This is a genomic window from Gardnerella lacydonensis, from assembly GCF_048545055.1.
Taxonomy (GTDB): Bacteria; Actinomycetota; Actinomycetes; order Actinomycetales; family Bifidobacteriaceae; genus Bifidobacterium; species Bifidobacterium vaginale_C.
Window position 1 is genome coordinate 386,052 of sequence record NZ_JBKQXT010000002.1, and the last position, 16,627, is coordinate 402,678.

Annotated in this window: 12 protein-coding genes, 1 tRNA gene and 2 riboswitches; of the genes, 3 read left to right on the top strand and 10 right to left on the bottom strand. The window is 39.3% G+C overall.

Annotated elements, in window-relative coordinates; genetic code table 11:
- Window positions 1-214: 214 nt before the first annotated feature.
- The 8 genes from ACJV45_RS03670 to eno form a co-directional block, all read right to left on the bottom strand.
- Window positions 215-1,663 carry an amino acid permease gene (locus ACJV45_RS03670; protein ID WP_032812259.1) on the bottom strand — a complete coding sequence of 483 codons (1,449 nt, stop codon included), beginning with the start codon at window positions 1,661-1,663 and terminating at the stop codon, window positions 215-217.
- Window positions 1,664-1,714: 51 nt separating this feature from the next.
- A riboswitch (Lysine riboswitch) is annotated at window positions 1,715-1,906 on the bottom strand.
- A 71-nt stretch (window positions 1,907-1,977) separates the two neighbouring features.
- Window positions 1,978-2,733: a trimeric intracellular cation channel family protein gene (locus ACJV45_RS03675; protein WP_016811581.1), complete on the bottom strand. Its 756-nt coding sequence runs from the start codon at window positions 2,731-2,733 to the stop codon at window positions 1,978-1,980.
- Between the two features lie 181 nt (window positions 2,734-2,914).
- Window positions 2,915-4,084: a branched-chain amino acid aminotransferase gene (locus tag ACJV45_RS03680; RefSeq protein ID WP_116692129.1), complete on the bottom strand. Its 1,170-nt coding sequence runs from the start codon at window positions 4,082-4,084 to the stop codon at window positions 2,915-2,917.
- Window positions 4,085-4,295: 211 nt separating this feature from the next.
- A tRNA-Leu gene (locus ACJV45_RS03685) sits at window positions 4,296-4,379 on the bottom strand.
- Window positions 4,380-4,420: 41 nt separating this feature from the next.
- Window positions 4,421-6,049, bottom strand: a complete 1,629-nt coding sequence (locus ACJV45_RS03690; RefSeq protein WP_019261593.1) for a DUF501 domain-containing protein — start codon at window positions 6,047-6,049, stop codon at window positions 4,421-4,423.
- Window positions 6,050-6,109: 60 nt separating this feature from the next.
- Entirely contained in the window at window positions 6,110-6,730 is a 621-nt protein-coding gene (locus tag ACJV45_RS03695) for an FtsB family cell division protein (protein WP_419397673.1), read from the bottom strand.
- 183 nt (window positions 6,731-6,913) lie between these two features.
- A complete protein-coding gene (locus ACJV45_RS03700) occupies window positions 6,914-7,828 on the bottom strand; it encodes an L-lactate dehydrogenase (RefSeq protein ID WP_004124446.1) in 915 nt (304 codons plus the stop codon).
- 221 nt (window positions 7,829-8,049) lie between these two features.
- On the bottom strand, window positions 8,050-9,345 hold the full coding sequence (gene eno, locus ACJV45_RS03705; RefSeq protein WP_004121502.1) for a phosphopyruvate hydratase: 1,296 nt from the start codon (window positions 9,343-9,345) through the stop codon (window positions 8,050-8,052).
- Between the two features lie 148 nt (window positions 9,346-9,493).
- Window positions 9,494-9,596: riboswitch (TPP riboswitch) on the top strand.
- Between eno and ACJV45_RS03710 the strand changes: the two genes are divergently transcribed.
- From ACJV45_RS03710 to ACJV45_RS03720, 3 genes are all read left to right on the top strand, one after another.
- Window positions 9,587-10,384 carry an ABC transporter permease gene (locus ACJV45_RS03710; RefSeq protein WP_415681166.1) on the top strand — a complete coding sequence of 266 codons (798 nt, stop codon included), beginning with the start codon at window positions 9,587-9,589 and terminating at the stop codon, window positions 10,382-10,384. (Overlaps the previous riboswitch by 10 nt.)
- A 187-nt stretch (window positions 10,385-10,571) precedes the next feature.
- Window positions 10,572-11,576, top strand: coding sequence for an ABC transporter substrate-binding protein (locus ACJV45_RS03715; RefSeq protein ID WP_415681167.1), 1,005 nt, complete (start codon window positions 10,572-10,574; stop codon window positions 11,574-11,576).
- Window positions 11,577-11,634: 58 nt separating this feature from the next.
- Window positions 11,635-12,375, top strand: a complete 741-nt coding sequence (locus ACJV45_RS03720; RefSeq protein ID WP_019261598.1) for an ABC transporter ATP-binding protein — start codon at window positions 11,635-11,637, stop codon at window positions 12,373-12,375.
- A gap of 33 nt (window positions 12,376-12,408) precedes the next feature.
- On the opposite strand, the gene mfd is transcribed toward ACJV45_RS03720, so the two are convergent.
- Both mfd and pth read right to left on the bottom strand, forming a co-directional pair.
- A complete protein-coding gene (mfd, locus tag ACJV45_RS03725; RefSeq protein ID WP_419397674.1) occupies window positions 12,409-16,011 on the bottom strand; it encodes a transcription-repair coupling factor in 3,603 nt (1,200 codons plus the stop codon).
- Window positions 16,001-16,600, bottom strand: coding sequence for an aminoacyl-tRNA hydrolase (pth, locus tag ACJV45_RS03730; RefSeq protein ID WP_004111835.1), 600 nt, complete (start codon window positions 16,598-16,600; stop codon window positions 16,001-16,003). Before pth ends, mfd begins: the two co-directional genes overlap by 11 nt.
- Between the last annotated feature and the right edge of the window lie 27 nt (window positions 16,601-16,627).

Here is a 16,627-nt window from a genome sequence, read left to right on the forward strand (position 1 = left end):
AACAAGGTAACCAACAAGGTAACCAACAAGGTAACCAACAAGGTAACCAACAAGGTAACCAACAAGGTAACCAACAAGGTAACCAACAAGGTAACCAACAAGGTAACCAACAAGGTAACCAACAAGGCAACGGAAACAACAACGCCCACTAACCTCTGTTAATCAATAAAAAAATGCGCTCAGCAAATCACTGAGCGCATTTTTTATATTCTAATCACTTTGTTAAATCAACTTGATCTAACGGAATAACTTTAGTGTGATACTTAATCTTGTATCCAACATAAAGCACAATGAACAGCGGCACAGACATATAAGTTATGCCGATTGCTTGCCAATTAAGCGTGTGGAACGATTCAAGATCTTGACCAACAATAACCAAAATGCACAATACAAGGGCCACAATAGGACCGAATGGATACCACTTAGCTTTATAAACAAGATCGTCCAAAGACTTTCCTTGAGCAATATACGCTTTGCGGAACCTGTAGTGCGCAGCTGCGATTCCTGCCCATGCGATAAATCCAGTCAAACCACTTGCAGCAACTAAGAACATGTAAATTTGAGTTCCAAAAATACTCATCAAGAATGTTAAAAGAGCTACAACAAACGTTGCAACCAAAGATTGCATTGGAACACCTCTTCTATCTACGTTTCCAAACATCTTTGGAGCGTGATTATCTTTTGCGAGGGCGTAAAGCATTCTAGTAGAAGCATACATTCCAGAGTTTGCTGCCGAAATAACAGATGTAAGCACAACTGCATTCATGATTGTTGCTGCAATCGCCAATCCTGCGCGCTGGAACACAAGAGTGAATGGGCTTATAGAGATATCGCTAGCTTCCGATCCAAGCAAACTTGGGCTTGTGTATGGAATGATGCATGCGATTACAAAGATTGCAAGAATGTAGAACAAAACAATACGCCAGAACACTTGCTTTACAGCCTTTGGAATGCTCTTATCTGGTGTTGCAGATTCACCTGCTGTAATGCCAATAAGCTCTGTTCCCTGGAACGAGAATCCAGCAATAGCAAACGCGCCTAAAACAGCCGGGATTCCGCCAGCAAATGGAGCATTCTTATGAGTAAAGTTGCTTAACAATGGTGCTTTTCCGCCTAAAATTCCAACAATCGTAAGCAAACCAATAGCAAGGAATATAATAACTGTTACAACTTTAATAATCGAAAGCCAGTACTCTGTTTCTCCAAAGCACTTAACCGTAAGAATGTTAATCAAAAGAATAATAACAAGAACTGTTAGCGAAAATACCCATATTGGCACCTTAGGAAGCCAATATTGCAAAACGATTGCTGCAGTGCTTATATCTACAGCAACCGTGATTGCCCAGTTAAACCAATAATTCCAACCCATTGCAAATCCTAAAGCTGGATCAATAAACTTTCCAGAATAAGATGCAAAAGACCCACTAATTGGCATATATGTTGCCATCTCGCCTAGAGATGTCATAAGAAAATAAACCATGATGCCGATTGCAGCATACGCTAGAAGCGCGCCACCAGGGCCTGCCATATGGATTGTTGCGCCACTAGCTACAAATAAGCCTGTTCCGATGCTTCCACCCAAAGCAATCATGGAAATATGGCGTGTTTTTAAACCGCGATGCACGGTTTGAGATTCAGTATTTGATGAACTGTCGTTATTCATTGTTTCCTCCTTTTGACAATATTCAAACAGAGGCAAACAAGCAACAGTATGCATGTCGATAGCACTCCGCAGCAAATTGCCAAAATTGCTGCGACAGTCCTTGGCTTATTAAGCCAAGTCCCAGCTTGTAAGCTAGAAAGAATAACCTACAAACTTCGGCGCTCTCCCCTTTTGCAAATCACTTAACGCCTCTTTCTGGCTAATGATTGCTACTCTTGTTGAGCGCGACCTCTGGTCGATGTGTTTCATTATTGAGATAGGCAAAGACAAAGTATAGACACTAATCGATATTTATTCAGATTAGACGAGATTTTCTATTTATTTTGATTATTTTTTTCTGTATTTTTCATAGATTTATCGGAAATTTTACGATTATATGTGTTATGTCTACGATATTTACTTATTTTTATTGGCGATTTGCGGTTCATTGCACCAAAAAGCGTTAAATCAAACTTTACCGACATTAATCGCATAGTTAATACGAGCACAACAATGAGCGTGTCTAAAATCATTTCTGTAATAACATCGAAACACCCTGCACGTTGGGCTTTTACAACAAATACTGTTAAAACACACCCAATGCCAGCAGGAAACGCATACCAATGCTTATCTCGCACAATTACAGGAACTTGATTCAAAACCATATCTCGAATTAAACCACCACCAAGAGCTGTAGCCATACCCAAAAACACGGATGCCATTCCAGACATGTGAAAATCCAAGCCTTTAGCGGTACCATTTACAGCAAAAAGCCCCAATGCTAAAGCGTCAAGAGTTAACATAAGCCATTTCCACTCATCAATTTCTAGATGAGCGAAAGCAACAATAACACCCGAAGCAAGACCAGTAAAAACAAATCCCCTATCCGCAATGCCAACTGGCGGCAAAGCTCCAAGCAGAACGTCTCTAACAATTCCGCCACCCAATGCTGTAAGCCATGACGTTGTGATTATTGCAAAGATATCATAATTCTTGCGAATAGCCCACATTCCGCCAACCATTCCGCAGCAACCCATAGCAATGTATTCAACAACAAGGAAGAAAACGTTATCTCCTAAAGCCCCTTCCACAATATTTCCTTTCCAAGGTTAGTTAAACACTTAAAAAACAAAATCCGCCTAATAAGCCTATAACCAATTAAGCATACAATTAGCGCGCCACCTCTTATAAGATATAAAAAATGACGCGCCAAATACTAAAAACTCTAACGGCTTTAAAACGACTTTTAAATAGCTCTTAAACAGCTTTTAACTAGTCGCACACCTTCCACATCCAGTTGTGAGTATCTTCAACATCTCCAAGCTGAATACCAAGCAATTCATCACGCAAAGCCTGAGTCAACTCACCAACTCCACCATCAGCAACCTTAAGATCAAAGTCATCTGACTTAAAGCGACCAATAGGCGTAATAATCGCAGCAGTTCCGCAGGCGAAGACTTCAGTGACCTCACCAGAGCGGATATCGTCAAGCAATCCCTGAAGTGGAATCATAGTTTCAACAACCTTATGACCCGCTTCTTCTGCAAGCTGAATAATAGAACGACGTGTAACACCTGGAAGAATGCTACCAGTAAGAGATGGAGTTTCCAAATGACCATCCTTGTGCAAAATAAACACGTTCATTCCACCAAGCTCTTCCAAATAGGTCTTAGTTGCTGCATCAACGAAGCAAACCTGTTCGCAACCGTGTTCAATACCCTTGTATTCACCGAGCAAGGAAGCCGCATAATTTCCACCACACTTAGCAAAACCAGTACCACCAGGACCAGTGCGGAACCACTGATCTTCAACCCAAATACTAACTGGCTTCAAGCCACCTTTAAAATATGGTCCTGACGGAGAAGCAATAACACAATACTCAACCTCATGAGCTTCTCGCACACCTAGGAACGGCTCGGAAGCAAACATGAACGGACGCATATAAAGAGTATACTCACGTCGGCTTGGAACCCACTCTTTATCTCGCTTAACTAAGGCTGCAACAGATCCAATAAAATCGTCGATAGAAAGATCTGGCAAATACAAACGCTTAGCAGAATTCTGGAATCGTGCCGCATTAATATCTGGACGGAAAAGCCAGATGGATCCATCAGTTCGCTTGTATGCTTTTAAACCTTCAAAGCATTCTTGGGCATAATGCAACACAGAAGCACCTGGATCCATTTTTAATGGCCCATAAGGCTCAACACGTCTATCCGACCAACCTTCTCCCTTGGTCCAAGACATATGGACCATATTGTCGGAGAAAATCTGACCAAAAGCAGGCTTATCAATCAGCTCTGCTCGCTTTGCATCCGAAACAGGATTATCGTTAGGCAAAACAGTAAAATTGCCAGCCAGTTTGTTCAACAGATCAGAATCACTATGATCGTAAGAATCATAGGCATTTTTAAAGTCTGGAGCAACCTCTAAATCAGCCATTATGTCTCTTTTCCTAATTTGCGATATTACTTGTATTTTTATTATTGCTTTTATTGCAATTAATGGTATAGATTAGTACGATTCTCGATTAACGCAAGACTGTAAACAGATATTTTTATAGAAAAAAGACTAATTAAACCAAAATTCTTACGAATTGCAACAAAAAATTAACATTAAATACGTAAAAAATAAACTCGCAGCGTAACATTTGTGCCTCTGGTGGGACTCGAACCCACAAGCCCGTAAGGGCGTCAGATTTTAAGTCTGATGCGTATGCCAATTCCGCCACGGAGGCAACAGACAATTATTATGCCATATAATACAATTAAAAACAACTCAGCGTGTGGCGAGAATTCTACGACCCAAATCTAACGTGATTCCATCTAGTAAGCCATGCTCACTAGCAACAAAAGTATCTAGAACTCCACCATGGTCTTCATATGCAGCTTTTGCAAGTCGTTCAAGCACACGACTCAACACAACTGCACCTCCACCAACAACATCAATCCTTCCAGGATGAATAGTGGCATAAGTACGCCTACGTTCTCTTGTCATATGCAAGAACCTGTCATTAACTGTATATGCCTGATCCAACGCGATTTTTACTCCATCAACAGCTTTATGGTCATAATGCTTTAATCCAATAGCAAGGGCTGCCATAGTCGTAACAGTGCCAGAAACACCAATAATTGTGCGAGCTTTACCAGCATTAACATGCTTAAAAGCTTCATCTATATTCTTGTCAATATCTTTTATAGCGCAAGAAATTTCTTCTTCTGTTGGAGGGTCTGTATGCAAGTGTCTCTCAGTCATTCTAACGGAACCAATATTCATTGAATACGCGGAATCTACTTTATCTTCTGCAATATTCACACCATCTCCACCAAGAACAATCTCAGTAGACCCACCACCTAAATCTACAACAACATAAGGGGCTTGCAAATCTTTTCTAGAAACCACACTTGTTGCTCCCAAAAAGCTCAAAGCAGCTTCTTCTGTTCCACTAATAACTTCAGGGCGTACGCCAAGCTCATCAAACATCATCTGTTCAAAAATGTCTCTATTTAACGCATCCCTAGTTGCAGACGTTGCTACAAAACGAATAGCATCTATTTTGTGTTCACTAAGTACTTTTGCAAATTCTTTGGCAGCAGATTTAACTCTCTGCAAAGCATCTTCAGCAAACATATGCGTTTCGTCAATTCCCTGACCAAGTCTTACAACTCTAAGCATTCTAGGAACAACATCGCGCATACCATTAGCATTAACTTTTGCAATTTTTAATCTAATCGAATTCGTGCCACAGTCAATTGCTGCTACGCAAACCGATTTATTAGTTCCAACGATTGTATTGGTGTTCAAAGATTTTGTATTCAATAATTTCTCAGTTTCAATTTCATTAGCATCATCACTCCAAGGAGTAGTGCATTTACAAACATTAGGGTCAAATTCATTTTTTACCTTGCTTAACACCATATCGCCAATAGGATTCACACCCTTACCCATTACAAGACTTTGCGCAAGCAAGGCATGCAAACACTTAACACGAACAGGCATACCCCCAGCACTCATATCTTTAATATGCTCTTCACTATCTTCCAATCGAATAGCTAATTCGTGACGAAACTCTAAATAGTATTTATGTGCCTGCTCATATTTTTTAGCAACATCATTGTCATTATTCAATAAATTGTTGCATTCCTTCATAAAACCTTGTGCTTCAAGATGCGAAGCTGCTTTAACAGCTTCTGGACTTGTTAAGTAGCATGTAGTTGGAAAAGGAGTTCCATCTTCTAAGCATGGCCTTGTAATAACAGCAAGAGGACGTCCACAAGCGCATCTAGCTCCAACTGCAACCATTCCCCTAGGGAATCTTCCCAATTGACGTTTAACAATGTCTTTATCTGCATCACTTGCAGGGTTTTCCAACAAACTATCCACTAAGGATTGTATATTCAAATCCATGTTTTTAACTCCCCTATGCATTTGCATGATTTTAAAATAAAGTACTTTAATATTTTCTTACTACTGTCTACTTGTATTACTCTGTTTCTTATCTGTAGATTTTGACGATTTATTTTTCTGATGTTTATTTTGCTGGCGACTTTTATCCATTTTATTATGCTTAGAAGTCTTATCCTTATTAGAATCGTTAACGTCATCGTCTTGAGATTTCATACTCATATCATCTGGCTTATCTGCTTTATGAAGAGAATAGAACAAATCACTATACCAAGGAAGAGCTTTTCTTTCCTCATACTCTGATTCATCTTTATTAAATGATTCTGGCACAACTCCTGTAACAGCTTCTGGGTGTTCAACTCTAACAGCCTGCTCTCCAGGGAATATGAATCCTAGCCTATCCCTAGCTTGTGCGGTAACATACGCTTTATCTTTCCAGCGATCAATATTATTATCCAACTCCTGTTTTTTGTCTTTTAGAGCAGACTCATCTCTTTGCAAAGCGTGTAACTCAGCCAAGCTTAACGCATAATTTCGAATTGTTGAAACAAATTCTATAGAACAAAGAAACGCCACTACTATCATAAAAACAAATACGAACGAACCAGAAAACAGCCTTTTTTTCTTTGGCTGATTTGATTCATCAACTGTACTTGTTGCCGTGCGGCGATTTCTCAAAACCATACTTCTAAGTTACTTTAAATATTCGACGTGTAAATACACCTTATATTTACTTTTAGCCTAAAAAATCATTATTACACAATATGAACAAAATACACGCTAAAATACAAAAATTGTGACCAGCTATCCATATAGGAGCTGGTCACAAAATCATACTCAAAATTCTTTTAAAACTTAGATTTCCAACTATTCCATTTGAGCTTTGCTTAAAATCGTATCTGCAGAATGCTGCAACTTTTGCAACTCTTCTTCAGTCAAATCGAGCTTGCACTGCTCAACAATGCCATCTCGACCAACAATCGCTGGATAAGAAAGATAAGAATGATATTCTTCACGATAATTGGATACAGGCATCTGTTCTCTAGAATCCGTCATTACAGCATTCACTAAACGAACAGCTGCTGCAGCAATACCGTAGTTGGTATATTTCTTTCCATAGAACACAGTGAAACCGCCTTCGCGAGTTTCATCATCAACAGCATCCAAGTCAATGTTCTTTTCCTCAGCAAGATCAGTAATTGGCTGCTCTAACACTTTTACTGTAGACCATGCAACGAACTGTGAATCGCCGTGCTCGCCTAAACTATAACCTTTAACTGCCTTAGGATGAACTCCGAAGAACTTTCCTACAGCACGATGCAAACGAGCAGAATCAAGAAGAGTGCCAGTACCAATAACTCTTTCGTATGGGAGTCCAGTAGCTTCCTTGTAGAGCTGGCAAATAGCATCACAAGGATTAGTGATATCGATCAAAACGCCATGGAATCCAGAAGCTTTAATTTTTGCACCAACTTCTGCAACCTCGTTACGGTTATACTTAAGCTCCGCAAAACGATCTGGATGAGGAACATCCAAAAGTTTTATATGACCCAAGGCGCTTACGATTACTTCTACGTCTTTTAATGCTTCATAGTCGTTTACTGTGATATTAACGTTAAAAGGTACATTATCCATTGAATCTTCAAAATCAAGAGCATCAGCCTTAACTTTTGCTTCATTTGAATCATAAAGATACAAATCGTCAACGTGACCACCAATAATGAGCTGATGGGCTACTGCAGCACCAACATTACCCATGCCTATAACAGCGACTTTTCTCATATGAAACATCTCCTTCTGTTTTTAGTTTTTCACAAAAATAGCACTATTTTGGAGATAATGAAAGTAATTTTAGAAAAATTTTTTTAAAATTTTAAGAAATCATTGAAAATATACAAAAACGGTCAGCCACATTTTATTGCGACTGACCGAAAATAAACTTCAGCTCAAAGCTTAAAAAGCTTAAACAAGTCTTATGAAAAACTTATAAAAGCCCTAGTATATTACTTCATATACTTCTTGCAAGCCTTGAATGCGCTGTAACCAGCATACTGAGCGGTAGAGCCAAGCTCTTCCTCAATCTCAAGCAAGCGGTTGTACTTAGCGATACGCTCACCACGAGCAGGAGCACCAGTCTTAATCTGACCAGTGTTCTTAGCAACAGCAAGATCAGAAATGGTGGTATCTGGGGTTTCACCAGAGCGGTGAGAAACCATAGAAGTAAAGCCATTCTTGGTTGCAAGCTCAATAGCGTCGAGGGTTTCGGTAACGGAACCAATCTGGTTCAACTTTACGAGCAAGGAATTAGCTGCTCCAAGTTCAATACCCTTAGCCAAACGCTTTGGATTGGTGACGAGCAAGTCATCGCCAACGAACTGCAAACGATCACCAAGACGCTTGGTGATTGCTGCCCAATCATCCCATCCTTCTTCCTGGAATGGATCTTCGATGGAAACGATTGGATACTCGTTGATAAGCTTCTCGTAGTAATCGAGCATATAAGCAGAATCACGCTCTTCGCCGTCGAAACGATACTTGCCAGTTTCCTTGTTGTAGAACTCAGAAGAAGCAACGTCGAGGGAAATACCAATCTGCTTGCCTGGCTCGTAACCTGCAGCTTCGATTGCATCCATGATGTACTTCAAGGAATCTTCGTTGGACTTCATCTTTGGAGCGAAGCCACCTTCGTCACCAAGACCAGTAGCCAAGCCTTCCTTCTTCAAAACGTTCTTTAAGGTGTGATAAACCTCAACACCAGCGCGCAAAGCATCGCTGTAAGTTGCGAAACCGTATGGAGAAATCATGTATTCCTGAATATCAGTTGCAAAATCAGCGTGAGCGCCACCGTTCATGATGTTCATGTTTGGAACTGGAAGAATATGTCCGTTAGTTCCGCCGATGTAACGATACAATGGAAGCTCTGCAGATTCAGCAGCTGCATAAAGAGCAGCAAGAGAAACGCCAAGAATAGCATTTGCGCCAAGCTTACCCTTGTTTGGAGTGCCATCAAGCTCAATCATGGTTTCATCAAGAGCACGCTGGTCAGAGGCATCCATGCCAATAACCTTTGGAGCAATTACTTCATTAACAGCCTTAACTGCTTCCAAAGTACCCTTGCCCTGATAACGGGACTTGTCGCCATCACGACGCTCCCAAGCCTCAGCCTCACCAGTCGAAGCACCAGAAGGCACTAAGCCAATGCCCTGAGCGCCATCTTCGGTCTCCAAATAAACCTGAACGGTAGGATTTCCACGAGAATCCAAAATTTCGCGTGCATATACGCTTTCAATAGCTGCCACAACTACTCCTTATTCATTTTGTTGGTTGTGTAACATATTCAAGATTAATGCGTTTTATGGACGTTATTTCGTAGCGTAAGTCGTTAAAGATACAAGCCTATATAATCTAAGCGTTTCGCGATTTGTCCATGCCTTTATATGATAATAACAAACTGACACGGGGTGCAATTATTTAATTGTAATTGCTGAGATTATACCCGTCGAACCTGATATAGCTAAAACTATCGAAGGGAATGTCGTTATGAATAACCTTTTTAGCGCGATTGCAAAACTGCATCGTAAAGCTTTTATTTCTTTAAAAGCTTGGTTTTCTACTATAGCGATTCTTTTTTTATGGTTTTTAACAACCTTAACTCCTGCCGAAAATCGCGCTTTGCCATCTCCAAGCGAGGTAATAAAAGCATTTGTTGACTTAAACAACGAAGGAATATTACTACCGTCTCTTGCAATAAGCATATTTAGAGTTGTAGCTGGTCTTCTTTTAGGAATTGCTTTTGCTTTGCCATCTGGAATCATTTCTGGCGGAAGCAAAATAGGAGAATCAGTAATAAATAAACCAAGTCATATGCTCAGATCCATACCATTCCCAGCATTAGCGCCTTTATTGATCATTTTTCTCGGTGTGGACGAAATGATGAAAATAATGCTTATAGCGCTTGGCGTTTTTGGACCAATGTATGTCAATATTCGAGATGGAGTAAGGAACATTGACCCTAAACTAATAGAACTTGCAAAGGCTTATAACGTTAAAAAATCGACTGTTTTTACAACAATTTTTATGCGAGGAACACTAGCTAATTTTATGACAGGATTGCGATTTTCAATTTCCGTAGCATGGGTTGCTTTAGTTACTTGTGAAACAGTTAATTCTTCAATAGGAATCGGATATATTCTTTCTAGAGCTCAACAATTCTTTAGACCAGATCAAATGATGGCATGCATTATTTTATATGCGATTGCAGGACTTGGATCAGAAGTTACTGCAAACATATTCGAATATTGGCTTATGCCAGAACGCAGAGTAAATAGAGAATCTTAACAAAGAGTTGATTTTAGAAATTCACGTAAATAAAGAATTTATAAAATCCTCTGTGAATTTTAAAGATACTTTTAACGATACTTTTAAAAATAAGTCAATTTTTATAAAAATTTAATCAACAAAATTTAACCAACAACCAAATAAACCAAATAAGAAAAACACAAAATGAAAGTAGAGGAGCCAAATCATGGCTAATTTCAAAATACAAATTGCTAGCAAACGCTCTATTGCAGCAGTATGCGCTTTTTGCGCAACTATCGCTCTCGCATCTTGCGGCGGAGTTCAAAAACCTGCAAATAACTCCCAATCTTCTAGCAAAGATACGGGAATAATGAGGGTTGCTTATCTTTCTACAGCAAACTATTTAACAACGTTAAAAAATGAAAAATTCCTTCAGGAAGAATTTGGAAAAGCAAAAGTCACCTATACTGGACCATACACTCCAGTTGATGGTCTTACCGCAGTTATGAGCGGAAGCGCTGATGCAACAACTACTGGAACTGGACGATTTATTGATTTGATTGCAGAAGGTCAACCTTGGGTTGCATTTGCGCTCGAATATTACAATGGTGATTCTCAAGGAATCGTTGCATCCGCAAAAAGCGGCGTAAAAACACTAAAAGACTTATATGGAAAGAAAGTTGCTATTATTCACAACGGTGATACTGGCGATTACATGCTTCACCGCGCATTCGATAAAAGCGGATTAGACGTTTCTAAAGTGCATAAAGTAGAGATGAGCCCTAAGAACTTCCAGGCAGCATTTACATCTGGGCAGATTGATGCAATTTCCTCATTCGATCAGAATCTTGCTGCAGCGATGACAACCCCTGGGTCAAAATTACTTGTTAACGCTAAAAAGTATGGCAACATGAATGTTACCATTCACATTGTTTCTAGAAAATTTGCTAAGAAGCATCCTGAGCTCGTTAAAAAAATGTATAACGCTCTTGTTCGCGAAGCTAATAAGTCGCATAAAGAAAAGAATGTTATTGGGAATGCTTATAAGCAACTTGGAGCAAGCGATACAATCATTAAGCAGATTGAAAAATTCGATAATCCAACAATTAAGCCAATCGATAAGAAAGGCTTAGAAATGATGAAGGTTCAGGCAAAAGAATACGTAAAATATGGTTTAATTAAGCAAGCTCCAACAAACTTGGATGATTCCGTAATGGATTGCAGCAAGTAACCTAAACCTTTAAAATACGCTAAATAATTTTCAAAATCAAAACACAGTAGGAGTTAATATGAACATTCAAAACAATGAAAATAATGCTAATAATGTCAACAATTCCTACTGTGTTTCTTTAACGCATATTGAAGTAGCATTTGACGACACTTATAAGGTTTTGAAAGATATTAATTTAAACATTAAGCAAGGCGAGTTTGTCTCACTTATTGGCAGATCAGGTTGTGGAAAAACAACGCTTCTTAAAGTAATATCTGGCTTACTAAAACCTACAAGCGGCAGTATAAACGTTACAGACATGCAGGCTATAGGATTCCAAGATGCAAGATTAATCCCATGGCTAAAAATTGGTGAAAACGTTGTTTTTGGTCTTTCAGACAATAAAAACAATCTTAAAAAACTTGCAAATAATGCTCTTAGCAAAATGCAATTAGAAGAATACGCCAATAAATGGCCTTCTCAACTTTCTGGCGGTCAAGCTCAACGCGTCTCTTTAGCTAGAGCATTAGTAAGAAACCCAGAGCTATTGCTTTTAGACGAACCTTTCGGCGCATTAGATGCTTTAACAAGACTAGACATGCAAGATCTTCTAGCTAAGCTAAGAACACAAAACGGCTGGAGCACAATCATGGTTACTCACGATATTGCGGAAGCCGTAAGATTATCAGATCGTATTCTAATGCTTCAGAATGGCGTAATATCAAGGCAATGGAATATCGATAGAAGCAGTGTTGATTCGCAAGGAAGACCTACAAATCATGTTTCTATTGAAGATGATTTAAGACTTGCCTTAAAGTGACATGTCCACTATTTAAAATTCACCTATTAATTTTTACCAATCAATGTCTTCTAAAAGTTGCTTAGCCCATTCGACTATCTCTTTTTCACTCATAGACGATGAATCCCCTAAAACAGACGCAAAAGGAGATGGAAAAATCATTGTGTGGGTTACAGGCTTAAACTGTGCTCCCCTGTAGATCCTACTCAAACGCATCCAAACAGATTGAGCTGGATCTACGCCAATAACGCGCACAGTTTTACCTTGCATGCTTATTTGATTAATACCCATTTGTTTAGCTTTAAAACGTAATCTTGCAACATCAAATAATGTTTGTAAGGATTTAGGAGGATTTCCATATCTATCGCTTAACTCATTGAAAATCTCTTTTAAGTCTTCATCATTCTGAGCCTCAGCAAGCTTCCTATAAGCTTCCAAACGTAATTTATCTGAATCAATATAAGATACTGGAATTGAGGCTTCTATTGGCAAATCAATAGAAACAGATATGGACTCTTTATGATCTGGTTCCTTATATTTTTCAACAGCTTCAGATACCATCCGAACATATAAATCGAATCCGACTCCTTCAATATGCCCACTCTGAGCATCGCCAAGCAAATTGCCAGTTCCGCGCAATTCCAAATCCTTCATAGCAACATCAAAACCAGATCCAAGAGCAGTATATTGAGCGATTGTTGCAAGCCTGTCGTGAGCCTGCTGAGTCATAGGCTTAGTAGGATCGTACAAAAAGTATGCGTATGCGCGCTCACGACCTCTGCCAACTCGTCCTCGTAATTGATGAAGCTGACTTAAGCCGAATCTGTCAGCGTGATCTACAATAAGCGTATTTGCATTAGAAATATCTAATCCTGTTTCAATAATCGTAGTACAAACAAGAACGTCAATATCCCTATGCCAAAAATCACGAATAATAGTGTCAAGTTGCTTCTCACCCATTTTTCCGTGTGCAATCGCCACTCGAGCATCTGGCACAAGTTTTTGAATATTAGAGGCAATTTTACTAATATCTTCTACTCGATTATGCACGTAAAATACTTGTCCTCCACGCAATAATTCACGTTTCACACAGGCTGCAACTTGTGCATCTTCATATGCTCCAACATAAGTCAAGACTGGTAAACGATCTTCTGGAGGCGTAGCAAGCGTAGACATTTCACGAATACCCGTAACAGCCATTTCAAGCGTTCGAGGAATAGGCGTTGCAGAAAGGCTAAGCACATCTACGTTTGTGCGCAAAGCTTTCAAAGTCTCCTTGTGCTCAACACCAAAACGTTGTTCTTCGTCTATAATCACTAATCCTAAATCTTTAAATTTTATATTTGGGTTTAAAAGTTTATGAGTTCCAACAACAACATCTACTTGTCCAGATTCTATTCCTTGCATTGTAGCGTCTATTTCTTTTGCACTCTGGAATCTGCTCATTGCGGCAACTGTTACAGGAAAGCCAGAAAAACGGTTAGTGAAAGTCTCGTAATGCTGCTGAACCAAAAGAGTGGTTGGCGCCAGAACAACTACTTGTTTACCGTCTTGAACAGCTTTAAATGCAGCTCGAACAGCAATCTCCGTTTTGCCAAACCCAACATCTCCGCAAATCAACCTATCCATTGGAATTGGCTTCTGCATATCTTGTTTAACTTCGTCAATAGTAGTAAGCTGATCTGGCGTTTCTTGATACGGAAACGCATCTTCCAGCTCTTTTTGCCACGGAGTGTCAGAGCTGAAGGCAAAACCTTTAGTAGATGCTCTGGCTGAATATAATTTGATTAAATCTTCTGCAACTTCTTGAACATGCTTTTTAGCTTTTGCCTTTGTAGCAGCCCAATCTGATCCTCCAAGTTTGTTTAACTTTGGAATTTCAGCCCCAATATATTTGCTAACCAAGTCGAGTTGATCGGTTGGAATAAAAAGCTTGTCGGCAGGCGCATTACGTTTACTTGGCGCGTATTCAATTTCCAAGTATTCACGAGTAGCTTCTCCACTTGAAGTTTTTATATTTCGCTGCCTCATGCCTATAAATTTGCCGATTCCATGCTGATCATGAACAACAAAATCGCCTGGTTTAAGATCTAGAAGGTCTATTGATTTTCGTCTTCTCCTAGGGGTTTTAAGCGCGCTTGCAGAAGATGTTTTTCCAGTCAAATCTCTTTCTGTAAGAATAGAGATTTTACTTTGTTCATCTATGAATCCGTCCACTATTTGCGATTGAATCGGTATAAAATCAAAAATTCCAGTTGACTGTATTGCGCGACTTAGTCTTGATAAGGTTCCATATGCGGATGCAATTATGTAAACTTTAAATCCGTTTGCTATAAGACCAGATATTCCACTAGAAATCTTTTCATTGTCTCCTCTAAATTCTTGAGGAGATTTAATGCTCAATTCTATACGGCTATTTTTTACAATTTTATTTTCGCCAGATTCTTTAAAATCGACGGTTGCTGGCGACTTATCAGATCCAAAACTCGTTAAATTTATTACCTGATGATTCTTATTTTCTAAGCTTGCTAAAGTTTCATCAAAATCAAGAAAACTCGCCTGATCGAATGTGATTGGAGCACCTGCTCCTCTACCAGATGCAGCTACATGCCAACTTGCTGCCAAAAATTCATTAGCAGTTCTACTTAAATCTTGAGCTGCGCGCCTACATTTTTCTGGGTCAGAAATCAATATTATAGAATTTTTTGGAAGCAGATTTTCTACTGGTTCCATTTTATCAACTAATGCTGGAAGCAGAGACTCCATACCTTCTACCGGTATTGCATTCGATATGGATTCCAACATGTCGTCAGCATTTTGAATTTTACCAATCAAAGATTTTGCACGATTTTGAATATCTTTTGTAAGCTGTAATTCTCTACAAGCAGTAGCCCAAATACTATTAATATTCTCACCGTATGTGCGTTGATCAGATGCGTGAAACTGCTTAATCGTGTCGATTTCGTCTCCAAAAAATTCGATTCTAACAGGATGATTCATCGTTGGAGAAAAAACATCTATTATTCCACCTCTAACCGCAAATTCTCCACGATTCATAACCAACTCAACGCGATTATAAGAGTTTTCAACAAGACGTTTTACAGCAGAATCTATAGGAACTTCTTTACCACATTCAAAAACAAGAGGCTCTACGTCTGAAATATTTTCAACAACTGGCTGAATAATAGAACGAACTGGCATAACAAGCACACGAATTGGGCTAAACATTCTATTCTTGCCACTTTGAGGATGTTTTAATCTTCTAAAAACCGACATTCTACTTGCCACAGTGTCTGCTCTAGGAGAAAGACGCTCATGAGGAAGAGTCTCCCAAGCCTCTAGTTCGGCAATATCCTGAGGATCTCCGTCATACCAATCTCGTATTGAAGAAACAGCATCACTAGCATCTCTACCAGATGGAGTAATTAGAACAACAGGACTACTCTTTGATATTGCAGCGGCTATAGCAGGTCTAGAACCTAAAGGAGATGCAACAGTAAGCGGATTTGGAAAATCTAGCACGTTAGAAACTAAAGATTTAAACGCTTCGTTTTTATCTAAAATATCTTTAAGTATATTTTCAAAAGAAACGTTAGAATTTATAAAATCTTTAGAATCTGACATATTGTTAGCAAAAAAATCAGATTTATTTGCCATTGAAATGCTCCTGAGTGGCGCTAAGTCCGCGGAAGATCACACTTTCTACTGCATCAGCGCCATCTGCCAAAAAATTAGGGAGTTCAGATTTTTGCGCACCAGCAAAACCGCCCAAAACCCAATTAACAGTATTATCATGAGCGTGCGCTCCGCGCTGAGCATGCCCCACACCCATTCTCACACGAGCATATTGCGGAGTTCCAAGGCTGCGATCAATAGAACGAATACCATTATGACCTCCAGCAGAACCGCCAGATTTTACTTTAATACGACCAAAATCCAAATCCATATCGTCATGAATAATCACAATATGGTCAGTTTCAATCTGATAATACGAGCTTATTGACGAAACAGCAGCACCAGAATCATTCATAAATGTGAGCGGCTTAGCGAGGAAAAACTTCGCCGACTTACCGTCTAAATTCATTACTCCCTTGCCTAATTTTGACAAGCCCTTATGGTCGGAAAAAGATATTGACCAACGCTCACTTAGCACGTCTGCAACCATAAATCCCATATTATGACGTGTACCTTCATACTTCGATCCAGGATTTCCAAGTCCCACAATCAGCCAAAAATCCGATGCCATAGCGCACACTCCAACTCATAAACTCAA